Raw genomic sequence first — 25,626 nt, 5'->3', positions numbered from 1 at the left:
GGTTGGCTACAGGATGACCAGCGCCCGGGGACGATCGGATCCCTTCCGCTATCCGTCCAAAAGTTCTCGCCCATAGCGCTGCTTTCTGCATTGGGTCTCGGTTGACTGACGGAGCGCGCCCGGCGTAAGTACCGTCTCTACATGCGTTACGGCGGGCACCTGCTGTCCATTCTTCTGGCGTTTGGCGCTTCAACGGGCTTGGCCAGCTCGGCCGACGCGGAGGAACGGCATCCGACGCCGACAAGCACGGATGGATCGACGGTGAAGGACCTTGGTCGACGTGCTCGGAAAGCGCGCAAGTCAGGAAAGTTGAACGAGGCCTACGACGCCTACAAGGCGGCTTTCGACGCTGCAGAGGCGGTGCCCAGCGCAAGCCAGGAGCGCGCGGAGATCGCCGGCGAGCTCGGCCTCTGTGAGCTCGCGCTCCGCAAGTACCGTGATGCGGCGGAGCACCTGACGTGGAGCCTCGAGCAGGGCCATGCGCTCACGGACGACGTTCGGACACGATTCGAAGCCGGACAGGCGAAGGCGGCGTTCTACCTCATTCGAGTCCTGCTGTCCGTCGATCCGCCCGATGCCGAGGTGTTCATCGACGGCAAGGCCATCGGTCGGACCGCGCGGACCTACAAGCTGTTCCTCGATCCCGGACGCCACATGGTGCGGGCCCGCGCGCCTGGCCGTGAAGACGCGCTGCATGTGGTCAGCGCCGACGCGGGCACGGAGATCGAGATCGCGATGCAGCTGCCGCGCGTGGCCGTGAGCGGCGCCAAGGAAGCGGCGGCGACGACGAAGGCCTTGAGCGCTGCGCCCGCTGCGCGCCCGCGGGCCCCGAGCCCGTGGGCGTCCTGGCCGGGGACGTTGCGCATCGCGGGAATCACGGCCGCGACGGCGGGCGTGTCGGTGGGCGCCGTCCTCATGATTCGTGCGGGCAGGCTCGACAACGACCTGAGCGCCCGGCGTGACCTGCTCCTGAGCGAGCCGTCGTCGAGCTCGTCGATGTGCTGGCAAGCGCCTCAGAGCTCGCCGTGCGGCGAGCTGGCGCGCCTGCAGGACGCGCGCAACCTGTCCGGCCGCGCGGGTCTGGCGATGGTCATCGCCGGCGGTGTGGTCGGTGCGGTGACCGCGGCGTCCTTCTTCACGGACCTCTCCTTCCTGGGATCCTCGCCGGGTCGGGATCGGGTCCATGTCTCGCCCGTGGCGAACGGGAACGAAATCGGTGCGCGAATCGAGGGGCTGTGGTGAGCACACGGGGAGCCGGGGGGATGGGGGCGCTGGCACGCCGAGGCGCTGTGACGTCGGTCGCCGCTGTCGCGGTCTGCGTGTGGGGAGCGAGCACGCTGGCAGCTTGCACGTCCTATTCCGATGATTGCGGGGAAAAGCTGGCGTGTCCTCCCGGTCCGGAACTTCCCCCCGACCCGTGCGCGGGAGAGCCCGGCACGGCGCCGGCGCTCGACCAGTGCGGGGTGTTCGTCAGCGAGCGCGGCGACGACAAGAACCGTGGCACGAAGCGCGCGCCGGTGAAGACGTTGCAACACGCGATCGGGCTCGCCGCGAGCGGACGAGGCAAGGGCGAGGCGCCGACGCGACGCGTGTACGCATGCGGCGGGGAGTTCGAGGAGGCGGTCACGCTGCCCTCGGGCGTCGACCTGTGGGGCAGCCTTCGTTGTGAGGCCGGTGAGTGGTCGTACGGGTGGTCGCTCGACGGGCCGAATCACCCGACGACCATCGCTCCTCCGGTGGGGATCCCGCTGCGCGTGATCACGGGAGAGAAGGAGGAGACATCGACGATCCTCGGCGTGCGCGTCGTGGCGGCGGATGCGTCCGCGGTCGATGGGAAGTCGTCGATCGCGATGATCCTCAGCCCGGGAGCCAAGGCAAAGGTGGTGTCGAGCGAGGTCATCGCGAGCAATGGCAAGGACGGCGAGCCCGGGGACGATGCGCCTCAGGAGCGGGCGACGGATGGCGAGGAGGGGAACCATGGCGCATCGGCCTGCACGGCGGACTTCACGGTCGGTGCTCGGCCAGCCGTGACGGCGTGCGACGATGGTACCGAATCGGTTGGCGGATACGGCGGCGATGGCGGGCCCGAGAGGGGCGGCGATGGTGCTTCAGGACAGCCGATCCCTGCATCGAATCCGGGCAATGAAGGCCTTGGAGGGGTCGGAGCCGACAGCGCGAGGTGCGAGAGCGGGGAAGACGGCGCGAAAGGTGCTGACGGCGGTCGTGCTGCCGGAGCGGCCGGCGTGGGTTACCTCACCGTCGACGGTTGGATCGGTGTCCGGGGCGAGGACGGAAGGAAGGGGGGCGTCGGTCAAGGAGGGGGTGGTGGGGGCGGCAGCAAGTCGCATGGCCCAATGACCGCGTGTCCGACAGGCCGACCTGATAGCGGAGCAGCTGGCGGCTCGGGAGGGAGTGGCGGCTGCGGCGGCGACGGAGGTAAGGGGGGCGGTTATGGCGGCGCGAGCATTGGTATTGTCGCCTTGCAGGGGGCTGTTCTGACCGTCGAGGACGCTCGGGTGACGGCAGCGAACGGCGGGCGGGGGGGCGTCGGCGGCACGGGCCAATCGGGCGGCTACGGTCGATTCGGTGGCAATGGGGGGCAGGGCTTCACTGGCACTGCCATCACATGGCACGCATGTGATGGCGGTGCGGGCGGCAGGGGCGGCCGCGGAGGAGATGCCGGCGGCGGTCTCGGAGGTGCGTCCTTCGGCATCGCCTCCGTGGGCGCCTCTGTGGCGCTTGGGTTCGATGCGACTGTCTTGCCCGGACACCCCGGCCAGGGTGGCCTCGCAGGCAATGCAGCTCCGGATGACGATGATGAGGGCAAGGGAGCTGTGGGACTGGCGCGATTTTGGTATCGGTTCGATGCGCCAGACCCGGAGCCGCCCCAGTGAACGGCTCTGAACCGGGCGGCAGCCTCGAGGAGGCTCTCATGCGAAAGACCACCGCCGCTGTCTTCTGTCTTCTGTCATGGCCGTGGACGATCGGCTGTGGAACTGCGCCCGCCGTGAACGACGATGGCGGAGCGCCTTGCGACGGCACCTCCTGTCTCGATGAAGCGCCGTCGGAGTCGGTCTGCCTAGAGCATCTGGCCAAAGACGTGCTCGACGATGGTTGCGGCGTCTTCGTCGCCGGGCTCGCAGGCGGGGGCGACGACGCGAACCCCGGCACCAAGGCAAAGCCCGTGTTCTCGGTTCAGCATGCCGTGGACCTCGCGCGCAAGGGACGAGGGCGCGTGTTCATCTGCAGCGACGGCTTCGGAGGCATCGTGCGGTTGCCCTCCGGCGTCGATCTTCTCGGAGGTTTCAACTGTTGGCTCTGGAGCCGTGACTACGATAATAAGGTTTCTACGCTCGACACGATGGACGGTTCCGTTCCGCTCTTGACCGTCGAGCCGGCGAGCGCAGACGATAAGGGGGCCGCCGACGGGGTATCGAAGATCGTCGACATCCGCCTGCGGGCGGACGGCCCGATCTCGATGCTCGTCCAGTCCGACACCGTGGTCGAGATTATTCGAAACGAGATCAACACATCCTACGGCTGGGGAGGCCGCGACGGCGAGGAGTGGCCCTATCCGAACCGTGCGGCGATCGGGCCAGATGGGCTGTACGGTGGCGACGCGTGCTCTGCGGCCACGGTCTCCGGCGGTGCGGAGGTGAGGCGCTCGTGTGATGACGGAATTCCTAGCAGCGGCGGCAAAGGCGGTGATGGCCTCCCGGACAGCGCTAAGGACGGCGGCGCCGGTGCGCCCGTCCCGATGCCGAACCCCACGAACGCAGGGCTCGGCGGTCACGCAGACCGCGACAACACCGGCTGTCATAGCGGGTCCCCTGGACGCTCTGGGGCTCAAGGGACGGTCGGCGTGGCCGGCGATGGCATCGGCCACATCAACGAGACAGGGTGGGGGGGCGACAAGGCAGGCGACGGCAGCAGGGGCATGCCGGGCCAAGGAGGAGGGGGCGGCGGCGGTCGTCGGGGAGGGCTCGCCGCGTGCGGCGCGGCGTCCAAGGGAGGTGCCGGTGGTGGCTCCGGAGGCGCGGGCGGCTGCGGTGGTCGAGGCGGTCGAGGAGGCGGTAACGGCTATCCGACCATCGGCATCGTCGCGCTTCACGCGAAGGTAACGGTCCGGGACAGCGTGATAACGACGCTCGACGCCGGGCCAGGGGGCGATGGGGGACCGCCGGAACGAGGCGGCTATGGCGGCCGAGGCGCACCGGGGGGCGCCGTCGGTGACGGGACTTGGTCGTGTGGCGGGGGCGAAGGAGGCATCGGAGGCGAAGGCGGCTACGGCGGCCCTGGGCGCGGTGGCGACTCGATCGGCATCGCCTACCTGGACGAGGACCAGCTCACGCTCGAGGGCGTCACCTACGAGCTGGGCCCTCCGGGCAAGGGCGGCACCAGCTGGGATTGGTCTGGCGCCATGGTCACGGGGGAGGACGGGATCGCCGTCGAGACGCTTCGTTTCCCTGAATAGACGTCGCACTCCTCACGTGCCCGCCGAGCGGCGATCCGGTCAGGCGCGGTCGTGGGGACCATGGGACGGGTTGGGAGTCCCGTCGACGCTGCGGGCCACCGGTGCGAGGTGCCGTCCGCTGCGCCGGGCTGTTGGGCCCGGCGCCATACCCGTGCGACCCCACAGATGAGCAGACGTCTTTAGAGTACGCGTTCTGCGGACCCCATCCTGTCTTCGAGCCTCTGCGCCGCTTAGAAACCGGCGCTGGAGGTGTCGATGGACGAGAGCACACGCACCTGGCGCGACCGCGTGGCGCGCTGGCACAAGAGCGGGCACTCCGCCCGCGTGTTCGCGGAGCAGGAGGGGGTCAACGCCGGCACGCTGTACTCCTGGAGCCGCCGGCTGGGCATGAAGCGGAGCGAGTACCGGCAGCGCTCGGAGAAGGCGGCGCTGCCCGCGCTGCTGCCCGTGGTCGTCGCCCCGGCAGGAGCCAGGACGCCCTCGTCGAGCGCGGCGCTGGAGATCGTCTTTCCGGATGGTGCGGTCATCCGAGTCCCGCCGTCGTTTGACGAGGACACGCTGGCACGCGTTGTTCGTGCGCTCGGGGGGGCACGATGATCCCGGGCCGCGTCGCAATCTACGTGGCCACCGAGCCGCTCGACTTGCGCCGGTCCTTCGATGGTCTTGCTGCCGTCGTGCGCGAGGTGCTGCGGCAGGACCCGCTCTCCGGAGCGTTGTTCCTCTTTTTCAACCGGGCAGCCGACCGTGTGAAGGCCCTGTGGTGGGACCGCAGCGGATACTGCCTTCTCTACAAAAGGCTGGAGCGCGGGACGTTTCGCGCTCCGCGTGCGGTCACGCCGGGAGCCACGAGCGTCGTCATCGACGCGGCGGAGCTGGCGAAGATCCTCGAAGGCATCGCCCTTCCACCTTCGAAGCTGCGGCGAGAGGTTCGCCTCGCCGCGGCTTCATCGCCTCCGGCCCCCTGATCGGACACGACAGCCTCGCGCTCTCACGCGCAGCGCCCATCGCCGCATTCCCGCCAGAGCCCATCATTTTCCTGCAACAACCCCTTCAAAAAGCGGCGATCCACAAGGTATCACCGCGTCGTGAGCATGTCGGTCGAAGAGCAGATCCACGAGCTGAAGGACAAGCTCGCGCGCGCCGCCCACGAGCGGGACGAGTACCGTAAGCTCTACGAGCTCGCCAGTATCGAGCTGGAGCGGCTTCGCCGACACATCTTCGGCCAGAAGGCCGAGCACGTCGACCCCGGGCAGATGCAGCTCGCCTTCGACGCGATCCTACAGATGCTCGCGGGCGCAGGTGCGCCGCCCGACGCGGGCCCAGCCAGCTCGCCGCAGGGCGGTGGCGCAGCACCAAGCGGCTCATCCGGAGGCGGCGACAAGGGGCGCATCGTCCGCCCGCACGGACGGCAAAAGCTGCCCGAGCATCTGCCGGTCGAGCGCATCGAGCTGTTGCCGCCGGAGGTGCAGGATGAGCGCGCAACCGCACTTGTCCGCATCGGCGAGGAGGTGTCGGAGACGCTGGAGTGGCGGCCCGCGAGCTTCGTACGGCTGCAGATCGTCAGGCCGAAGTTCGCGGTCAAGGGCGAGCCCGAGCAAGGCATCACCATCGCAGACGTTCCCGACAGCCCTATCCCACGCTGTCTCGCCGGCCCGGGCTTGCTCGCCCACGTGCTCGTGAGCAAGTACGCCGACCACCTGCCGCTTCACCGGCTGGAGAAGATGTTCGAGCGGTGGGGCCTTCACCTCTCGCGCTCGACGCTGTGCGGCTGGGTCGCCTCGTGCGCCGACAAGCTCAAGCTCATCGTCGCGGCCATGGCCGACGACGCCCTGAGCGCGCATTGCATCGCCATCGATGCCACGGGCGTGCTCGTTCAGGCGAAGGACAAGTGCCGGCGGGGCCACTTCTGGGTCCTGGTGGCGGACCGAGATCACGTCCTGTTCCGCTTCACGCCGCACCACAATCAGGGTGGTCCCAAAGCGTTCCTGCGCGGCTACAAGGGCTATGTCCAGGCGGACGCATCGAATGTGTACGATTTGCTCTTCCGCACCGAGCAGGTGACCGAGGTCGGTTGCTGGGCTCATTGCCGCAGGCACTTCTTCGAGGCGATGAGCTCCGACCGGGAGCGGGCGACGACGGCCATCGGCTTCATTCACCAGCTCTACACCATCGACAAGGCGACCAAGGAACAGCCTCCGAGCCGTCGAACGGAGCAGCGTCGGAAGGCCGCCGAGCCCGTGCTCGATGCGTTCCGCGGGTGGCTGCAGGCGCAGGACCTGCTCGTGCTGCCGAAGAGCCCCATCGCCATCGCCGTCGGCTACGCGCTCAACCAGTGGGCCGCGCTCACCCGCTTCCTCGACGATGGTCGGCTCCGTCTGGACAACAACCGGAGCGAGCTCGAGCTTCGCAGAGAGGCCGTCGGCAGAAAGAACTGGATTTTCGTCGGCAGCAACGACGGCGCCGAGTGGAACGCCACCATCGTCTCGCTCATCGCCTCCTGTGCGCTGCACGGCATCGAGCCCTGGGCTTACTTGCGCGACGTGCTCATCCTGCTGCCCACTTGGCCGCCCGAGCGTTTCATTGAGCTCGCTCCCAAGTCCTGGAAGCAGACCCTCGAGCACGCCGATGCTCGGCAGCGGCTCGCGGCCAGTCCGTGGCCCCGCGCGCCGGCTGCGACGCCCAGCTGATCGCGGCTCCCCCTCGTCGGCCACCGCCGCCTCCTTGCCGGCCGCCGGGCGTGCTGCTCGCCGGCCTGGGCGTGCTGGCGCGACCTCGTCGACGACGCTCGCCCTGTCGGCGCGTGGCGTCCGGCACCTTCTCGGCAACGCCGGCTCCGGAGCAGCATCGGCCGCTCTCGGCTTCGTCGTGCGCCGGCGGACGACCACGCTGGCCGCGGCGCCGGGGGCCATCGGGCCTTCCGCTCGCTGCCGGTCACCGCCACGCTTTTCCGTAGGCCGCTCTCGCTCTCGCATCGCACCGCGAATCTACGGCGCCTGCCCGCACCCCGCGAGAATGGGGTCTACAGCACGGATACTCTTTAGACGTTCATGATGCGTAGGCGCCGCGACACGCGAGCGGAACGCAAGCGCCACGGCCGCGGTGTCTCCGGGCGTCGGACTCGTCGCACCCAGCTTACAGGATATATCATCGGAGGCAGCACACGAGACTCTTCACGCCCCCACAGCTCCGGTTCAGGGCGTGCGACCAGAGCCGAACGTGACCGGTTCACGAGAGCGCCGTCGTGTAGCCGACCTCGAAATACGGCCACATCACTACCCGGTCGCCCACCATCGTCGCGGCCTTGATACCCCCGTCCTGGGACAGGATAAAGGCGACCGACGGCGCCATGTGCTCGACGAAGCGAAACGCCGAGCGGTGGCGCGTGCCGTAGCCGGTAAACGGCGCGGCGGTGCTCTTGTCCCCTTCCTCGTCCTCTGCGATGTGGATCGTGGACGTGCCCGGCCTGCTGACCCGCACCTCCCCACCGAACCCGATAATCCTGAGTTTGTCGGTCAGGACGACCGCACCGTCGACGGCGGTCAGCGAGCCGATGAATCGCGCGGCATCGCGCGAGGAATCCTCGAGGTCGCGTTGATGCCAGGCCAGCGCCTCAAGGTTTTCGAGATGCTCCTGCTCCACCATGCGGCGTTCGTGCAGCCGCTCATCAAGGTCGTTGTGCTCCAGCCTCACCGCCATCGCAGCCAGCAGCGCATCGCGCGGCCGGGTGCTCGGCAGCCTGTACTTGATCGAGACAGCTTCCTGGAGGCGCGAGTCGTTGTCCGCGACGGCATCCTGGACGAAGAGCAACGCACCACCGTGCTTCAGCTCGGCAGTGTGCAGAAGGATGGACTCGATGAACCACAGGTGGGAGAAGCTCAGGGAGTCATCCTTTTCTGGGTCCTGATTCACTCCAGAGCGCTCGCACGCTTCCCGGATGAGCTCATCCGACGCGTTGAGAAAGAACCGCGCAACAGGTCCGCGGAACAGGACGCTTCGGGTCGGGCTGACGACGTCGCCGCCACGGAGGCGGATGATCGGGTGATCGCCCCGGGAGATGCTCAGTTCGCCGGGCCGGGTGGACGCTACGACGAGGGCATCCGGGGAGGCGGTGCCGCCGATCCGCTCATGCCGCGCCATCTCCCAGAGAGACATGCCGAGGTCGATCAGGCCGTAGATTCTGAGGCTCCGGCTAGCGCCTTCCCCGATCTGCTCCACCGCAATCAGAACTCGCCGAGGGTCTGCGACTGGCGCGAGCCGCCGCAATTCCGCCACGGTGAACGGGACCGGCTGGCCGAGCGCGTACCGCATGATCGGCTCAAGCGCAACGGGCTCCTCCCGCGGTGGGTACACGGGCGTGCTGCCGGAAATGAACGCGACACGGAAGATGATCGGGCGGCCCTCCTCCGTCATGAGGCTCGCGTGATAGCAGACATCCAGGAGTTCATCCAGGACTGCCTTCGCCGGCAGGTCCACCCGCGGCCAACCGTCGGTCACCGGATCACCGTTCCACCGGCGCCGGAGGATCGCGTACAAGTCCCGTGGATAAATGTGCTTCGCCATCCATTGCTCCAAGAGCAGCACGTGGTGTTGCTATGCGGCCGACTTCGCTGGCCTAACGACTTGCGGAGGTGCTGCGGGGCGCTATGATGAGCGCAGCGAGGCTCGGCGCACGGTCAGCACCAGCCGCCTGTTGAGCGGGACGGGCAGGCCTCGGCATGCCGGGCTGGGCACAGCCCCACGGCTGCACGGCGCCCTGCCTATCAAACGAAGGGGCAATGCTCCTCCACGGATTCAAGAAGTCATCAGGATCCATGGTTCTTCGTTTTGATCTCGAGGGCAGCTTTCATGCTCGACTTGAACCAATTTGCATATCCGGCGGGCGCATCCTTTCCCGGCTTATAGTCGAGGCTTGACCAAGCTCTTGCTGCGTCAGGAGAGATTAACGGTCGGATGTTATTTCTGACCAGAGAATCGAATATGTGCTCGTAATGATCGCCGAATTCTTCGTTGAAATCGATGGCGTACAATCCCCACGTCTCGAAGATGAAGGGATCTAGGACATGGAACACGAACTCAAGCGTACGGGCAGATGGGTTTACCGTCGGCGGCGCGAAGTGCTGAATGGCGTTCCTGAGCTTCCCAAATTTGACAAATACGTCGACGCGCGACAGCCGAATGCCCGTCGCAGCCCACAGACGTTCCGGGAGATCTTGGAAGTCGAGCGTTTGCCCTCTCTCAAATAGATCTTCGAAGTCGAGCAACGCGCCAGCCGTCTGCGTTGACTTGGGGATCTGAGTAAAAATCAGGAGCGGATGCTCTGCTGCGAGCCGAGACTTAATCAGGATCTCTGCCGCATGCGCCGCATGCAGCACTGACAGATCTCCCCACGATGGGTTCTCGGGCGTGGAGTAGAGCGAGAGCCGAAGTGCGTGGGTCAGAGCTCCCAGCCCCAGATTCTTCATGTGTTCGGCGACGCCTCTGAGCGCCGGATTCATATACTCACCATTGTAATTCATTCGGTCGAGCCCGTTGGGTCTTTTCGAGTCGCCCTACGGCTGGGGCGCTTCCCTGTGGCGCGGAGGGACTTGTACTCAAATCGCCGTCCGTCCTGCAAGCCGTGATTTTACGAAATTTCCGAATGGTCTTCGTGAACTTTGTGGCAGCCTTCTCGGAGGTAAATAATAGCACGGAGGTTGCCCAGCGACCGGACGCCCTTGCGGAGAAGTCCGAAAAGACCATCAGCTTCTTCGTGCGCGACTCATCCAAAAGTCGGAAGTGCTCGGTCCTGCGGGCAGCTTCTACGCCCGCCATGAGCCCCTTGATGAACATGGGTAGCTCCTCTTCCGGGGGTAGTGTCCCAGGACGGCGCACGAGTTCACTTGCAGTCCGTACTCGGAGACCGACCCCGGTAGGGTCTGTGAGCTTGGCGATGACGCTGCCGATCACGGGTTGCCGCATTTTTCTAAGTATAGGCGAACTGACGATGCGGGGCAACTCTCTCTCTCTCTCTCTCTCTCTCTCTCTCTCTCTCTCTCTCTCTCTCTCTCTCTCTCTCTCTCTCTCTGTATCTTAGGGTAGGCGTGTTCGTGGGGCTCCGGAACTCGCACTCTGTTTAATCTCGTAATCAATTGGAGCTAACGGCCTATTCGGCCCAGCATGCGGATCGTACGCCGCTGCGGCCCAACTTCGTGTTCAGGCGGATGGGCCGAATCTTTCCGCGGCCTGTCTCCGTATTCCCCGACGATAGGCCACGATGTCGGCGAGTTGTCGGCGCATGTCCGGAGATTGACGGCCAGTGAATGACTGTGTGATTCCATCCCTAGGCCGCCGCTCCCAGACTGACTATGCCACAAGGCCTCTCGCTCACCCCGCCCTGGCCGACCCGTCACCAGGTCCCGCCGCACCCCTCGAACCCCTCCGCCTCCGGCTCCGGCGTCATCGCCCCCTCGCCACCGTACGCCGCCCGCAGCGCCCCCGTGAGCGCTCGCCCCCGCGCGATCTCGCCCAGGACCTCCGCGCCCTCGGTCGCCGTGCGCTCGTAAGACCCGTAGTCGACCGTGTAGAGCCCGAACCTCGGCGCGAACCCCTCGGCCCACTCGAAGTTGTCGTAGAGGCTCCAGTGGTAATAGCCCCGCACGTCGACGCCCTCGCCGCGCGCGCGCTCGATCTGCTCGAGGGCCCGCACCACGACCTCGGCCCGCCGCTCGCCCACGCGCGTCGCGATCCCCGACTCGGTGACCACGAGCGGCAGGCCGGGATAGCGCGCGCCGAGGTCCGTGAGCGCGCCGTAGAGGCCGGGTGCGTGGTGCTCGTAGCGCATTGCCGGCACGCAGAACGTCGGGTCGACCGGCGGCACGCACGCGCCGAAATCGAGCCCGTTCACGCACGGCGTGAGGTTCAGCACCGGCACGAGGCCGCCGTCGCCCGTCACGCCAGCGCGGAAGTAGTACTGGACCCCGAGCCAGTCGAGCGTGCCCCGCAGGCCAGGCAGCTCCAGATCGGGCGCGCCGTCGAGATCGCTGTCCAGCCTGCCGCTCACGACGGCGTCGACCACGAGGTGGTTGTAGACATACGCCATGCGGTCGCGCGCCGCGACGTCCTCGGGATCGTCGCTCACCCGGTGGCTCCGCGCCGGGACCCACTCGCCGACCGAGAGCGACAGCCCCACGTCCGCCGCGCTGCCGTCCCGGTCGGCGTCGACGACGTCCGCCTCCTTGAGCGCCCGGTACGCCGCCGCGTGCGCGAGCAAATAGTCGCGCAGCACCGGGACGAACTCGCCGAGCAGGTCGCCGAGCAGGGCCGCCTTCCCCGGGGGAAACACGCCCACGCCGTAGGCGGCGAGCAGGTAGTTGAACGGCTCGTTCAGCGTGCCCCAGTCGTCCACCCGGTCGCCGAAGCGCGCGGCGAGCAGGGCCGCGTGCTCGGCCATCTCCTCGATCACGAGCGGCCCGCCCTCGGGGTGCCCGAGGCCGCAGAGGTTGTCGTCGCCCGGCCCGCCCGCGCAGTCCGTGCGCCGCGGATCGTCGACCCAGACCGGGTTCGAGAAGTGGTGCAGCGTGATCACGGGGCGGATCCCCGCGGCCACGAGCGCGTCGAGGAGCCGGTCGTAATGGGCGAGCGCCTCCTCGTCGATGACGTCCCGCTGCGGCTCGACCCGGGCCCACTCCACGCTGAACCGGTACGAGTCGAGCCCCATCTCCTGGAGCAGCGCGACGTCCTCGATCGCCTTCGAGAAGCCGCGCGAGGCGTCGCCCACGAACTCGGCGCCCCGGCCCAGGCCGCCCTCGGCCCTGGGCAGCGTGAACACGTACCAGTCGGTGGTCGGGTTCCGGTCCTCGATCTGGGTCGCGGCGCTGGCGGCGCCCAGGCGGAAGCTGCCCGCGCCGGGCGCGCCGGCGAGCGGCCCGGGGCCGGCGTACGCGATGTCGGGCAGCGGCGGCGGCGCCGGCGCCACGGCCTCCTCGGACGAGCAGGCCGCGGCGGCGAGCGCCAGCGCGGCGAGGGCGGAGAGGCCGCGGGCGCGGCGGGCGTCGCGAGCGCGCGTGCCGCGGGCGTGCATGGCGAGGACGGGGCTCAGTTGACCGGCGGGATCTCGGTCTTGCAGCCGACGTTGAGCTGGACCTGCCCGCCCGCCTGGAACCGGGTGCAGGTCGCGGGGCACATCACGATCTTCGTCGGCGAGCCGCCGGTCGCGGGGTCGACGTCGTAGTACCAGCCGCCGGCGGCCGCGTCGCAGCGCGCCTCTTCGGCCACGTAGAAGATGGTCGTCGGGGCGCCGCCGTCCGTCGGCGTGTGCTGGACGTTGAGCGTGTCGTAGTCGAGCGTCTGCCCGGAGGACGGCGCCGGGACCTGGTACTCGCACGCCAGGCTCTTGCCGCGGATCGCGGTGAGCGCGTCGAGGAAGGCCTGCGTCACGTCCGAGCTCGTGTCGATGAAGAAGGCCGACTCGGTCCCGCCGCCCACGGCGATGCGGTCCAGCGTGGCCTGGGCGCCGTCGTCGTCGCCATCGAAGACGCCGATCACGAAGGTGGAGATGCTCGGCGTGCCGTTCAGCGCCCCGGCCGCGAGCCCCGCCAGGCCGTCGGCGTCCTTCGGGCTGCACTCGGTGGGCATGCCGTCGGTGGCGAGGACGGCGACGACCCGGTGGGTCGGGTTCTGCTCGGCGTGGGCGCGGGCCTGCGCGAGCGCGCCGGACAGGGCGCCGGCGGTGGGCGTGCCCCCGACCGGATCCTTCCGGCCGATCGACCGGATGAGCACCTCGGCCGACGTTGCGTCGAGCGGCGTGATGGGCACGGCGGGCGTCGCGTAGTCCTCGACGACGCACGAGTCCGGGTTCGCGCACTGGCTCCGGGTGACCTTCATGCACGTGCCCCCGTTGCCCTCGCAGGCCGCGCCAACGTCCGCGCACAGCCGGTTTCTCCGGGAGCAGACCCCGAGGTCCACGCACGTGTCGCCCGCGGCGCAGTCCGCGTCGGTGACGCAGACCTGGGTCTGCGTGGAGGTGGAGAACGCGTCGTGACAGACCCGGAGCGCGCACGGCCCGTTGTCGCCGCACTCCGCGTTGTTCGAGCAGCTCGAGGGTACGTCGTCGTCCGGCAGCGGGAAGTACTGGAGCCCGACGCCGAGCCCCACCGACTGCTCGTCGGTGAAGAAGGCCTCGAGCGCGTCGGTCACGGCGTCCCACTTGGTGACGCCCCTGCTGAGCGGCTCGTCCATCGACCCCGACGCGTCGAGCATGATGTAGAGGTCGAGCGGCACGAGCTCCGCGGTGCTCGTCTCGCCCGCGCACGAGGCGTCGCCGCCGGCGCCCTCGCCCGCGCCGCTGCTGCTCGCGCCGTTGATCCCTCCCGGCTCGTCGGTGCCGTAACCGGTCGACGAGCTCGGCCCCGAGCCGTTCTCAGAGCTCGTCCCCGAGCCTGCGCCGTCCCCCGTCGACGCGCCCCCGGTCCCGCCGCCGGAGACCGAGCCATCGGCCCCACCGCACGCCGCGAAGATCACGCAGATCCCTGTCGCGGCGAGCGCCACCATCGTTGAGCGGTTCTCCATGAGCAGAATCCAAACACCCTGACCGGTCCTTGTCGAGCGCATCGATCCGACCCTCGTCGGGATTCTGGCCCAATGTGGTGCGGGGTGAGACGTCTTCCGGCGAGGTGCGTGGAACCCCGCGATTCAGGGCTCGTTCAGCGCGCAGGAGAGCTCTGAAGTACAGACGGCTCGAGGCCAGCGTGCTTTGGAGCACAGGGGTGCTCTGGCGCAGAGGCGAGCGCCCGAATCGGGGCTGCTCCGGAGCACAGGGGTGCTGTGGAGCGCTGGGCTGCTGCCGGCTCAGGGCTGCTGTCGGCTCAGGGCTGCTGCCGGCTCACGGCTGCTTCTTCGGGCCCACGAGGCTGCGGAGGACGGCGCGGGCGACCTCGGCCCCCGTCGCGTCGAGCAGGCTCACGGGGATCTGGTACTCCCTGCGTTCGCTCGTGTCCGGGACAGGGCACTCGCAGACGGCGCGGATCGTGCCGCGGGCCTTCTTCAGGTACTCGATCGAGAGGCCCGCGACGATGAACCGGGCGTCGTCGGGCAGCGCGTAGGCCAGCGCCGTGTTCGCGGTGAGCTCGGCGAGGTTGACGAGCGCGACGGCGTGCACCGAGCGGAGGTGGTTGCGCAGCCCGGGCAGGTCGCGCATCCACACCTCGGCGCGGCCGCGCTCGAGGACCTCGACGTGGGCCCGGATCGTCCCCGTGTACGGCGCCATCGCGCCGATGAGCCGGCTGAACAGGCGCTTGCCCCCGGGCAGGAGGTGCAGCTTGTCCCAGAGGTCGCGGATGGTGTTGCGGCGCGAGATCGCCGTGATGGATGCGAGAGAGAAGTCGGAGAGGTTCATGCGCTGGACCCGCGTGGCAGCGGCAGAGTGCCTCAAGTCGCCCGCGCACGCACCCGGAATGTTGCTCCCCGGCGCTCCCGCCGCGGAGCTCGGCGACAACCCGTGCGACACGCCACGAACCGCGCAAAGGGGCCACGAGAGCGGCGCACTCGGCGCCACGAACAGCGCCGGCGCCCCGTAATCACGCCACGAGCAGCCCCGCGCCGCGGCGACGCCGCCGCGAGCGTGGTGGGCAGTGCCGCGCTCGAGCGAGCGACCGAGCGGCCGTGGCCGTCCGCCGCGCCCGCTCCGGACGGCGGCCACAAGGCGATCCGGCGGCGCTCGCGGGTCGACGCTCACGTCCCAAAGGCCCCCTTCGGACCGCTGAATCGGGCAGGAGAGAGCAATTCTCCGCGAGAATTGTACTACAAAAACTATTCAAAATTCGGATGGACCACGCGGCGCCTCGGCGCGCAGCCGGCGCGAGGATTCCGCGCGATCTTGAGCTTCCCAGGCGCCGGAGAGCGGCCGACAGGCCCGTGCGCCCGCCGCTCGCGGCCCGCGGCGGGCGGCAACGGCCCATCTGCGCCCGGAATTTTTCTTGTGTATGACGCGACCTCGCCGCCCGGGCCAAGGTGGTCCACCCGAGAAAGAGCGGGCCTTCGAGCTGCTCTTCCGCGAAAAGACATTCATGCTCATCTGGCGCTGGCTGACGCGCCTGGGCGTTCCTTTGCGCGACCGCGGAGACCTCGCGCAGGACGTCCTGCTCTCCGCGTACCTGAGCTTCGACAACTACAAGCCCGAGATCTCCCGGCCGGAGCGCTGGCTGAACCGGATCGCGGTGCACACCGCCGCGCACTACCGGGAGCGGGCCCAGCACCGCTACGAGGAGCTGGTGCCCGAGGAGGAGTTCCCGATCCTCGTCGACCAGTCCAAGACCCCGGACGAGCTGATGATCTCGGACCAGGAGCGCCTCATGGTGCTCGAGCTCCTGCATCACCTCGACGTGGACGCGCACTCGATCCTCGTCGCGCACGACCTCGACGGCATCCCGATGGCGGATCTCGCGCAGCAGCGCGGCATCCCGCTGTCCACGGCGTACAAGTGGCGCGCGCGCGCCCTGGCCATGTTCCACGATGTCGTCGCGAAGCGCCGGCGCGAGGAGCGGAAGAAAGAGGGCCCGCGCTTCGTGCTGCCCCTGGATCTGGCGGCGCTCTTCGCCACCGCCCGGCTCGCGCCGCGCGTGCCCGACGACGTGCGGCTGTCGATCCTCCGCGGCGTGCACGAGTCGGCGCGGGCGCTCAAGGAGGGCAACGTCGGGAAGGCCGCCGCCGGCGTCGGCAAGGCGCTGAACGACGCCGCGGCCTGGCTCAAGGGGGGCGTGAGCCTCGTCCAGCAGCTGCTGGCGACCGTGAACGCGGGCACCGTGGTCGCCGCGCCCGTCGCGGCCATGGCGGCCGCGGGGGCGCTCTGGCTGGCGCTCCAGGCCTCGGACCCGCCGCCGCCGCCGACGACGACGACGGCGAGGCACCTCGCGCCGGCGATCATCAACGCGGTGCCCCCGCCGCCGGCCGCGGAGCCGGCGCCGCCGGCCGCGGAGCCGGCGCCGCCCGCGGCGGTTTCGCCGCCGGACCCGGAGCCCGTGGCGCCGCCGTCGAGGCGCGCCCCGGTCGAGCGGCGAGCGCCCGGCCGGGAGGAGCGCGCGCCGGCGCCGGTCGCGCCCGAAGCGCCCGCGCTCGAGATCGGGGCGCCCGGCGGCAGCCGGGACATCGACCTGTTCGAGGCGTGCAGCGCGGCGCTGCAGCAGCGCGAGCCCGACCGGGCGCTCGCGGCGCTCGAGCGCTACGAGCGCGAGGTGCCGCAGAGCGCCTTCGGGGTGGAGCGGAAGGTGCTCTGGATCCGGGCGCTCGTGCTCGCGAGGCGCTTCCCGGAGGCGCGCGCCCTGCTCGACGAGGCCCGGCTCGAGCCCGCGATGGACCGGCGCCTGCTCGACGAGCTGGACGACTCCATGCCCGATCCGTGAGCGCGTGGCCGGGGCGCGCGGCCGCCGGGGGCGCGCCGGAGCGGCGCCGCGGCGGCTCAGTCGCCCGCATACGTGCCGAAGCTCGCGCGGCCGCTCGTGGAGACCTGCGGGGCGGCCTGGCCCACCTGCACGACCGCGGAGACGAACGCGGCCGGCTTGAGCCCTTCGTCGGGCCCGGCCTCGTTCGTGATGTACTCCAGCCCGATCCCCGCCAGGAAGCCGAACGACGTGGTGTTGCCGCCCGAGCCGAGGATCGGGACCGTCGGCGCGACGCCCACGTAGCCGAGCAACCCGACCCGACCCTCGCCGAGCGTCTGCACGAAGCCGCCGAGCTGCGCCGCGACCGGGAAGGCCCGGCGCTCCACCGGATCGTAGCGGTCGATCGCGAGCGCCACGCCGACCGCGCTGAGCACGCTCCGCGTGACGAGGGGCTTCTCGACCCACGGCGCGCGGGTGATCTGGAGGGTCGCGAGCATCGCCGGGACGGTCAGGTAGGCGCGGAAGCAGCTCCCCGCCGCCTCGAGCGTCTCGAAGTTGTCCTCGCCGCACAGCGGGACCGAGTGGATCGCCACCGAGCCCACGAGCCGCCGGGCGCGCTCCGGATCGCCGGGCTCGTTCGAGCGGAGCGAGCTCGCGACGCGGCCGGCGTCGGAGAGGAGCACCACCTTGCCCTGCGGGCTCAGCGGATCGCTGTAGACGGCCAGCCGGAGCCGCGCGTCCCCGTCGAAATCGTCGGTGAGCGGCGGGAGCGGGAACTCCGCGCTGCTCGGCGTAACGATCCACGTGCCGTCCTGGAGGAGCTCGATCGGCGCGCCGCCCCGCATCTGGTCGGTGCGCGTCAGCGAGACGTGCAGCGCGAGCGGCGCCACGAGCCGGTGCTTGGTCTGGCCCGTCAGCCGGATCCGGCAGTTGCCCAGCCGGAGCGGCGACGGCGAGATGACGACCGCGCCGTGCGCGAGCGGCTGCGGCCCGGGGCGCGACGGATCCACGGCGGGCGCCCGCCGCGGCAGGGCGGCGCGCGGCGGCGCCGGGGAGGGGGCCTGCGCCGCGGTTTGCGGCGCAGCCGGGCCCGCGGGCGGGGCGGCGGCGGGCGGGCGAGGCCCGGGCGGGCGGGGGCTCCCCGGCGGCGGGGCGCTCCCGGGTTCGGCGCGGGGGGGCGCGATCGGCGTGGGGCCGCAGTCGACCTTCAGGTCGTCGGCGAGCGGATCGGGGAAGAGCAGCCGCGCGGGGTTCGACTCGACAAGGTTCTCGAGCGGCGGGATCGTGACCCGGTACGTCGCGTTGACCACGTTGCCCGCCGCGGGCGCGTGCAGGTTGAAGGCGGTGACGCGGAGCCAGCCGCCGCCCGGGAACACGCGGAGCACCTTGCCGTCGGGGCGCCCGCAGGCGCCGGAGGCGACCTCGAGGACCGGCACCGTGAACGTGCGCTGGAACGGCTGCACCCGAGCGTTGCCGCAGCTGTCGACGATGGCGAGGTAGTGGAAGTCGGCCATCTCCGACTGCTTCGGCCACTGCATGCCCAGCGTGAGCTCGCCCGCGTCGGCGGGCGGCGGCTCGGGCCGGCCGTCGCGGCACGCGTCGACGCGCTCGGGCGGCGGCGCGGCCGGCGCGCCCGAGGGGGACCTCGCGGGATCGGCGACCGGCCGGTAGGCGCACACGTGCCGGTACGAGCGGCGGCCGAGGAGCACCGGATCGAAGTCGAGCAGGCGCTGGCCGTCCTCGCTGAGCCGTCCCCAGACCGTGAGCGGGAGGGGCAGCGTCGGGGTCTGGAGCTTGATCGAGCGCAGGATCTGGTCGCCGACGGGGCTCTGCCCGGGGTCGCCGGTCTGCGCCGCGCAGCCGCCGCCGCTGCACAGCCAGCGGCCGCCGCGGCGCGCGGCCTCGATCGGGACCGGATCTGTGTCGCGGACGGTCATCCAGACGCGGCGCGCGTCCGGGAAGATCTCCGGCCCGCCCGCCGACGCGGTCGCGGCGCCGACCGCGCCCGCCGGGGCGCGGACGACCTGGAGGCTGCCGCCGAAGTCGGCGGGGACGGCCATGGGCGGCGCGGAGGGAGCGCTCCGCGCCGAGGCCGGCCCCGCCGCGGGCGCGCCGTCCTCGGCCTCGCCGGCGTCCGCCTCGGGCTCGTCCTGCGCCGGCGCGGCGGCGGGCGCCGCCAGCGCGAGCGCGAGCGCGGCGGCCGACAGGAGCATCGCGGGCCTGCGCGCGCTCACGGCGAGCCCTCCTCGTCTCCCGGCTCGGGCTCGGGCTCCGGCGCGACCACGGCGGGCTCCGGCGCGACCACGGTGATGGGCTCGGAGGAGCACTCCGGGCTCGCGAGCAGGCGGGGCGTGACCCGGAGCGCCGTCGTCCCCGGCGCCACGGCGACGCCCTGGATGATCGTCGCCTCGCTGTCCTCGCCGCGCAGGGTCACGGACGCCTCGCCGAGCGCGATCACCCGGTCGTCGCCCACGTCGAGGTCGACGGGGACGGCGATGCGCACGCGCTCGGCGTTGTAGGCGCTCACCTCGAAGAGATCGCCCGGGGTCCCCGCGGTCACGACGCTCCGGAGGGCGCGCACGCGGAGCAGGCGCGGCTCGGGGTCGACGGTGAGGGAGGGGCTCGGCTCGAGCGCCTTCTGCCCCGAGCTCACGGCGAGCCTCACCTCCCCGCCGAGGTCGCTGAAGCACAGGGTGAACGGCGGGCTTTCCCCGGTCGCGCCCAGCAGCACGCGAAGGCGCGTGGTCCGCTCGCGGCAATCGGGGGCGAGCGAGAGGGCGGCCTCGCTGTGCAGCGACTCGATGATCACCGGGGCGTGCTCCACCACGCCCGGCGCGTTCTGGGGGGGCGACGCGCGGACGCGCGCCTCGCGCGACCGGATCGCGCCCGGCCGCCAGGTGGCGCCGAGGTCGTCCGGCAGGGGCCCGATCGTGCACGTGAGGGGCACGTACGTCGCGAGCACCCGGTCGCTCTCCCCGAGGCCTCCGGCGATGAGCGCGAAGTTTGTGGCGTCCTCCGGCAAGCCCGCGGGGAGCACCGTGATCGGGAGCTCCTCGGTGCGGTCGGCCCAGGCGACGACGAGGCGCGCCTCGCCGGACCAGTCGCCCTCGGAGGCGGCGGTGAAGCGGGCGTAGCCCTGCGTGCCGGCGGTGCAGCGGAACGCGCCGTCCTTCACGCCGCACGAGGCCCCGTCGCCCTCGGCGCTCTCCGCCGGGCGCAGCGCGAGCGCCTCGCTCGGGGTCACGCGGACCTCGACGTAGGCGCCGTACGCCGGCTCGTTCGCCTCGGTGAGCTTGAGCGAGACCTCGGTGCGCCATGGGCTCTGGCGGGGCAGCACCGGCCGGCCCGCCGCGTCGAGCGTGTCGGCCGCGAACAGCGGCCCGGCGACGTCGGCGCGGAGCTCGACCCGCCCGCTCCCGGCGAGCGGGTAGCCGCGCTCGATGCAGGCGGCGGAGAGGGCGAGCGCGAAGGCGCCGGCCGCGAGGAGCGGCGCTCCCGGTCGGCGACCGCGGCGCGCGCGGCGCGGGGAGGAGCGGGGCGCGCGCGGGGAGGAGCGGGGCGCGGCCGGTCGGGGGGCGGTCACGTCTGGTAGATCTCGGTGTACTCGGTCCCGAGCGGGTGGCGGTGCCAGGCGTAGGCGCTTTGCGGGAAGCCGCTCTCGTCCGTGTAGTCGCAGGGGCCGAGCTCCCATTCGGTGTGCCAGACGCTCGCGCCCGTCGCGGGATCGACGGACATCCCGTGGGCGGTCACGTCGTCCTCCGGCTCGCCGGGGTCGTGCACGACGCGCGTCCCGCCGTCGACGTAGCGCTCCAGGACCGCGACGGGGACGCGCGCCACGCGCTTGCCGGGCATCGGGATGAGGAACACGTCGCTCTTGTCAACGGTGCTGGTCATGGCGCTCTCTCCTGCGAGCGGCGGGGGCGGCGCTCCGGGGCGCGGGGCGCCGGCTCCCGGCGTGCGCGCCGCGCCGGATGGAGCGCGGGCGCTTCCGGGGGCTCGGCGCCGTCCCCTCGCGCTGTCTCGAGCATACCCGCTCCGCGCGGCGCGCGGGAACCTTCCGCGGCGCGGGCGCGCGCGAGCCGCGCGTGCCCGCCGCGATCGTGGGCGCGCTTGCGTTCACGCAGAGGCCCTGCTTCGCGCAGCGGAGGGCGACCGAGCTCGAGATCCCTCGATCGCTCGACGTCGCGCTCATGATGCGCTCATGATCGCCGCGCCCGCCGACACCTCACGCCTCACCGTCGAGCTGCGGCGGCGGCGGCCGAGGGCGGGGCGCGGGCGCCGTATGGTAAAGTGCCGGCGCCGCGGCCCTCGCGAGATCGTCCCCACCGCGGCCGCCCCATGCGCTCCCCCGATCGCCCGACCGTCCTCGGTGGCCGCTACCGTCTCCTGAGCGAGATCGGCCGGGGCGGCGCGGGCGCGGTCTACATGGCCGATGACCTCGACGGAGGCGGCCGGGTCGCGGTGAAGGTCCTGCTCCGGACGCCGTCGGCCGGCGAGGCGGCGGCCTCCCGCTTCCAGCGCGAGATCCGGGCGATGCGGCTCCTCGACGCGCCCGGGTTCGTGCGCATCCTCGACGCCGGCGTCGCCCCGGAGCTCGACGGCGCGCCCTTCCTGGTGATGGAGCTGCTCCGGGGCCACGACCTCGAGCACCTCGTCGCCACCCACGGCAGGCGCTCGCCCGCCGAGGTGCAGCGCTGGCTCGGCGAGGTCGCCGACGCCCTCGAGGTCGCCCACGCGCAGGGCCTCTTCCACCGCGACCTCAAGCCCGCGAACCTCTTCCTCGCGATCGGCGACGACGGGCGGGAGCGCGTGAAGATCCTCGACCTCGGGCTGGTCAAGGAGCTCGAGCCCGGCGCGCTCGGCGCGTCGGGCGGACTCACGGCGACGGGCACGGCCATCGGCACGCCCATCTACATGGCGCCCGAGCAGGCGCGCGGGCGCTCGGACCAGCTCGGCCCCGCGGCCGACGTGTGGGCGATCGGGCTCATCGCCGTGCGCCTCCTGACCGGCGACATCTACTGGACCGCGAACAGCATGGCCGAGCTGATGGTGGCGCTGCTCGTCATGCGGCTCTACCCGCCGTCGTCGCGCTGGCGGTGGCTCCCGCCCGCGTTCGACGCGTGGTTCCTGCGGTCGTGCGACCGCGACCCGGCCGCGCGCTTCCCTTCGGTCCGCGAGCAGAGCCTCGCCCTGCGCGCCGCGCTCGCGTCGGCCGGCGCGCCCGCCGAGCCGCCCGGCGCGGCCGAGCCGTGGTCCCCGGGAGGCCCCGCGGCCACGGACATGCTCAGCACCACCACGATGGAGCTCGCGGGGACGGTCGAGGCGCCGTCGGAGCCGCTCGCCGGCGGCACGCTCCGCGAGGCCGCCAGTAGCCCCCGGGATCCCGGCCCGCCCTCGCCGGCGCTGGGCGCCTCACCGCCGCTGGGCGGCTCGCCGGGGACCGAGCGGCCGCGCCACAACCTGCCGGTCCAGCGCACGCCGTTCGTGGGCCGCGCCCGCGAGCGCGCCGAGATCGCCGCGCTCCTGCTCGAGCCGAACGCCGGCCTGCTCACCCTCACCGGCGTCGGCGGCACCGGCAAGACCCGGCTCGCGCTCCAGGTCGCCGAGGACCTCGTCCCCGCGTTCTCCGGCGGCGTGTGCTTCGTCCCCCTCGCGTCGCTGCGCGAGCCGGCGCTCGTCCCCTCGGCCATCGCGCAGGCGCTCAGCCTCGGCGAGGGCGGCGCGCGGCCGGATCTGGAGCGCGTGGCGCACTTCCTCCGCGACCGGCGGCACCTGCTCGTGCTCGACAACCTCGAGCACCTGACCGCCGCGGCGCCGGTGGTCGCGCACCTCGCCGCGAGCTGCCCGCGCCTGTCGCTCCTCGTGACGAGCCGCGCCGCGCTGAACCTCTCGGGCGAGCGGCGCTACGTCGTGCCGCCGCTGGAGGTGCCCGAGCCGCGCGAGATCACCGCCTCTGCGGCGCTGGCCAGCTCCGCGGTGAGCCTGTTCTGCCGCCGGGCCGCGGCGATCAAGCCCGGCTTCCAGCTCGGCCCCGACAACGTCGCCGACGTCGTGGAGATCTGCGCGCGCCTCGACGGCCTGCCGCTCGCGATCGAGCTCGCCGCGTCGCGCCTCAAGGTCCTCACCCCCGCGGCGCTGCTCGCGCGCCTCCGCGACCGCGGCGCGGCCGGCCGCGCCTCGCCCGCCGCGGGCTCGTTCCGCCTGCTCACGGGCGGCGCGCGCGACCTGCCCGAGCGCCAGCAGACCATGCGCGCCGCCATCGACTGGAGCTACGGCCTCCTCTTGCCGGAGGAGCAGCTCGCCTTCCGCACGCTCGCCGTGTTCGCGGGCGGCTTCTCGCTGGCCATGGCGGACCAGATGTGCGCCTTCCGCGACCCGGCGCTCGACACGCTCGCGATCCTCGAGTCGCTGGTCGACAAGAGCCTCCTGCTCCCGGTCGCGGGCGAGGAGCCCCGGTTCCAGATGCTCGCGATCCTCCGCGAGTACGGCCTCGATCGGCTCGCGGAGGAGGGCGCCGCCGCGGCGTGCAACCGGCGCTTCGTGGAGCTCTCGCTCGAGCTCGCCGAGCGCGCGGCCGAGGCGCTCCGCGGGCCCGAGCAGGCCGCGTGGCTCGCGGCCTTCGAGCTCGAGCACGACAACCTCCGCCTCGCCCTGGAGCTCGCGCTCCAGCCGGGCGGCGCGGGCGACGCGGGCGCCCCGGTCCGCCTCGCGGCCGCGCTCTCGCGGTTCTGGTACATCCACGGGCACTACCAGGAGGGCCGCGCGTGGCTCGCCCGGGCGCTCGAGGGCGCGGCGGGCGTCGCGCCCGAGCACGTCGCCTCGGCGCTCCGGGGCGCGGGGACGCTCGCGCTCCTCCAGTGCGACTACCGCGAGGCGCGCGCGCTGCTCGAGCGGGGCGCGGCGCTCTACCGCGAGCTCGGGGACGAGCGCGGGCTCGCCTCGGTGGTCCAGATCCTCGGGAGCGTCGCCCGCGAGCAGGGCGACTACGAGCGCGCGCTCGCGCTGCACGGCGAGAGCCTCGCGCTGGCCACGCGCCGCGGCGACACGCTCGAGGCGGCGCGCGCGCTCGGCTACTCGGGGTTCGCGGCGTGGCTCTCGGGCGACACCGCGCGCGCGGAGGGCGCGTGCCGCCTGGCGCTGCCCGAGCTCCGCCGCGGGGGCGATCGCGAGGGGACCGCGACGGCGCTGCTCTACCTCGGCTGCGCGGCGTTCTACCGCGGAGATCTCGACGAGGCCTCCCGCCTCTGCGAGGAGAGCGAGGGCCTGTCGCGGGCGGTGAAGTTCAAGGAGGGGATCGCCTGGACGAGCAACATCCTGGGCCTCGTCGCGATCGAGCGCGGCGATCTCGCCCTCGCGGGGCGGCGGCTGCGGGCGAGCCTCAGGCTGCACCGGGAGCTCGGCGATCTCTGGCGGTCGGCGAGCGTCCTGGAGGCGCTCGCGCGCGCGGCGGTGCGGGCGGGCAAGCCGGAGCGCGGCGCCCGCCTGCTCGGCGGCGCGGCGGCGCTCCGCGAGGCCATCGGCACGCCGGTGCCGCCCATCGAGCGGCCGGCGCTCGCCGCGTGCGCCGAGGCCGCGCGGGCGGCGCTCGGGGCCGCCGTCCACGACGCGCGCTTCGCCGAGGGCCGGGAGGCCGGGCTCGACGCGACGGTGGCGGCGGCGCTCTCGGACTGAGCGGGATCGCGCCGCGCGGGTGAAGAGCGCTTCGCTCCCTCAGCGCGCGCCGGGGTCGTGCGCCTCCGCGCCCGGGTCGTGCGCCTCCGCGCCCGGGTCGTGCGCCTCCGCGCCCGGGTCGTGCGCCGCCGCGGCCCGCCCCGCGGCCCGGCCGAGGCGCTCGGACAGGCGGCGGAGGAGGTCGACGAGCTCCGCCGGCTCGTGCACCTCGAACTCGAACCCCAGGAACCCGAGGTGGAACGCGAGCGCGTCGAGGCTCGCGCCGCCGGTGTGGACCACGCAGCGGTCCGGCCCGAGCGGCTCGACGCGCCACGCCACGCCGGAGAGCTGCGCCGAGGCCACGTCCGCGGCGGCGTGCACCGTCACGCGCGCGCGGAAGCGGTACGCGTCGGTCGAGACCGACTGCGACACGTAGGCGGCCACGTCCTCGGCGGGCAGCGGGCGCGGCTTGAACCGCCCCCCGGCCCTCGGCCTGCCCTGGATGCGATCGACGCGGAACGTCCGCCACTCCGCGCGATCGAGGTCGTACGCGAGGAGGTACCAGCGGTGGCTCGTGTGCACGAGCCGGTAGGGCTCGACGGCGCGCGCGCTCGCCGCGCCGCTGTAGCTCGTGTAGTCGAAGCGCAGGACCTCGGCGTCGCGGCACGCGTTCGCCAGCGCGGCGAGCGCGTCCGCGTCGAACGTGGGCCCGCCGTCGCCGAGCCGCACGCTCACGGCCGAGAGCGCGCTCACCTTGCGCCGGAGCCGCTTCGGGAGCACCTGCTCGAGCTTCGCGAGCGCGCGGACCGCCGCCTCCTCCAGCCCCCGCGCGGGGCCGGTCGCCGCCGCGCGCAGGCCCACGGCCACGGCGACGGCCTCGTCGTCCTCGAGCGGCAGCGGCGGCAGCTCCTTGCCGGCGCCGAGCTGGTAGCCGCCGCCGATGCCCGGGGCCGCGTGCACCGGGTACCCGAGGCTCCGGAGCCGGTCCACGTCGCGCCGGAGGCTGCGCTCGGTGATCTCGAGCGCGCCGGCGAGCTCCCCGCCCGTCCAGAAGCGCCGGGACTGCAGGAGCGACAGCAGCTTCAGCAACCGTGCGGAGGTCTGGATCACGTGCCGCTCCTCATCGTTCGACGTCGCGCAACCTCGCGC

17 protein-coding genes are annotated in these 25,626 nt (G+C 72.0%); 8 read left to right on the top strand and 9 right to left on the bottom strand.

Translation table 11 applies throughout. The features are described 5' to 3' along the window. Positions 1-141: 141 nt before the first annotated feature. From NQZ70_RS33105 to tnpC, 6 genes are all read left to right on the top strand, one after another. Positions 142-1,242: a PEGA domain-containing protein gene (locus tag NQZ70_RS33105; RefSeq protein ID WP_237244256.1), complete on the top strand. Its 1,101-nt coding sequence runs from the start codon at positions 142-144 to the stop codon at positions 1,240-1,242. Positions 1,243-1,262: 20 nt separating this feature from the next. Then, positions 1,263-2,894, top strand: coding sequence for a hypothetical protein (locus tag NQZ70_RS33100; RefSeq protein ID WP_408022403.1), 1,632 nt, complete (start codon positions 1,263-1,265; stop codon positions 2,892-2,894). A 38-nt stretch (positions 2,895-2,932) separates the two neighbouring features. Beyond that, positions 2,933-4,474, top strand: a complete 1,542-nt coding sequence (locus NQZ70_RS33095) for a hypothetical protein (RefSeq protein ID WP_129577802.1) — start codon at positions 2,933-2,935, stop codon at positions 4,472-4,474. A gap of 255 nt (positions 4,475-4,729) precedes the next feature. After that, on the top strand, positions 4,730-5,071 hold the full coding sequence (tnpA, locus tag NQZ70_RS33090) for an IS66 family insertion sequence element accessory protein TnpA (protein WP_129572539.1): 342 nt from the start codon (positions 4,730-4,732) through the stop codon (positions 5,069-5,071). Continuing rightward, positions 5,068-5,439, top strand: a complete 372-nt coding sequence (gene tnpB, locus NQZ70_RS33085; protein WP_129572538.1) for an IS66 family insertion sequence element accessory protein TnpB — start codon at positions 5,068-5,070, stop codon at positions 5,437-5,439. Before tnpA ends, tnpB begins: the two co-directional genes overlap by 4 nt. A gap of 126 nt (positions 5,440-5,565) precedes the next feature. Next, positions 5,566-7,161 (top strand): IS66 family transposase, encoded by a 1,596-nt coding sequence (gene tnpC / locus NQZ70_RS33080; RefSeq protein WP_237245644.1) that lies wholly within the window; start codon positions 5,566-5,568, stop codon positions 7,159-7,161. 538 nt (positions 7,162-7,699) lie between these two features. Here tnpC and NQZ70_RS33075 read toward each other — a convergent pair. The 5 genes from NQZ70_RS33075 to NQZ70_RS33055 all read right to left on the bottom strand — a co-directional run bounded on the left by NQZ70_RS33075 (position 7,700) and on the right by NQZ70_RS33055 (position 14,846). Then, positions 7,700-9,055, bottom strand: coding sequence for a putative sensor domain DACNV-containing protein (locus tag NQZ70_RS33075; RefSeq protein WP_165374293.1), 1,356 nt, complete (start codon positions 9,053-9,055; stop codon positions 7,700-7,702). A gap of 221 nt (positions 9,056-9,276) precedes the next feature. Further along, complete coding sequence (locus NQZ70_RS33070; protein WP_129577800.1) at positions 9,277-9,969, bottom strand: hypothetical protein; 693 nt, start codon at positions 9,967-9,969, stop codon at positions 9,277-9,279. A gap of 890 nt (positions 9,970-10,859) precedes the next feature. Next, on the bottom strand, positions 10,860-12,533 hold the full coding sequence (locus NQZ70_RS33065) for a glycoside hydrolase family 1 protein (protein WP_129577799.1): 1,674 nt from the start codon (positions 12,531-12,533) through the stop codon (positions 10,860-10,862). Between the two features lie 14 nt (positions 12,534-12,547). After that, positions 12,548-14,020, bottom strand: coding sequence for a VWA domain-containing protein (locus NQZ70_RS33060; protein WP_129577798.1), 1,473 nt, complete (start codon positions 14,018-14,020; stop codon positions 12,548-12,550). Positions 14,021-14,333: 313 nt separating this feature from the next. Then, positions 14,334-14,846 carry a hotdog fold domain-containing protein gene (locus NQZ70_RS33055; protein ID WP_129577797.1) on the bottom strand — a complete coding sequence of 171 codons (513 nt, stop codon included), beginning with the start codon at positions 14,844-14,846 and terminating at the stop codon, positions 14,334-14,336. A gap of 670 nt (positions 14,847-15,516) precedes the next feature. Here NQZ70_RS33055 and NQZ70_RS33050 point away from each other — a divergent pair. Then, positions 15,517-16,848, top strand: a complete 1,332-nt coding sequence (locus NQZ70_RS33050; RefSeq protein WP_129577796.1) for a sigma-70 family RNA polymerase sigma factor — start codon at positions 15,517-15,519, stop codon at positions 16,846-16,848. 56 nt (positions 16,849-16,904) lie between these two features. On the opposite strand, the gene NQZ70_RS33045 is transcribed toward NQZ70_RS33050, so the two are convergent. Genes NQZ70_RS33045 through NQZ70_RS33035 form a run of 3 tightly spaced genes read right to left on the bottom strand, consistent with a single transcriptional unit; the run spans position 16,905 to position 20,721 of the window. After that, on the bottom strand, positions 16,905-19,061 hold the full coding sequence (locus NQZ70_RS33045; RefSeq protein ID WP_129577795.1) for a hypothetical protein: 2,157 nt from the start codon (positions 19,059-19,061) through the stop codon (positions 16,905-16,907). Next, positions 19,058-20,410 carry a hypothetical protein gene (locus NQZ70_RS33040; protein ID WP_129577794.1) on the bottom strand — a complete coding sequence of 451 codons (1,353 nt, stop codon included), beginning with the start codon at positions 20,408-20,410 and terminating at the stop codon, positions 19,058-19,060. The genes NQZ70_RS33045 and NQZ70_RS33040 overlap by 4 nt, the downstream gene beginning before the upstream one ends. Beyond that, a complete protein-coding gene (locus NQZ70_RS33035) occupies positions 20,407-20,721 on the bottom strand; it encodes a hypothetical protein (RefSeq protein ID WP_129577793.1) in 315 nt (104 codons plus the stop codon). Before NQZ70_RS33035 ends, NQZ70_RS33040 begins: the two co-directional genes overlap by 4 nt. 444 nt (positions 20,722-21,165) lie before the next feature. On the opposite strand from NQZ70_RS33035, the gene NQZ70_RS33030 reads away from it, so the two are divergent. Then, positions 21,166-24,498 (top strand): protein kinase domain-containing protein, encoded by a 3,333-nt coding sequence (locus tag NQZ70_RS33030; protein WP_129577792.1) that lies wholly within the window; start codon positions 21,166-21,168, stop codon positions 24,496-24,498. A 39-nt stretch (positions 24,499-24,537) separates the two neighbouring features. Here the strand turns inward: NQZ70_RS33030 and NQZ70_RS33025 are convergent, their stop codons facing one another. Then, a complete protein-coding gene (locus tag NQZ70_RS33025) occupies positions 24,538-25,587 on the bottom strand; it encodes a YafY family protein (RefSeq protein WP_129577791.1) in 1,050 nt (349 codons plus the stop codon). Between the last annotated feature and the right edge of the window lie 39 nt (positions 25,588-25,626).

This window comes from Sorangium sp. So ce836, from assembly GCF_028553905.1.
In the GTDB taxonomy this organism is placed as follows: Bacteria; Myxococcota_A; Polyangia; order Polyangiales; family Polyangiaceae; genus Sorangium; species Sorangium cellulosum_D.
This window is presented reverse-complemented; position numbering and strand designations above follow the sequence as displayed.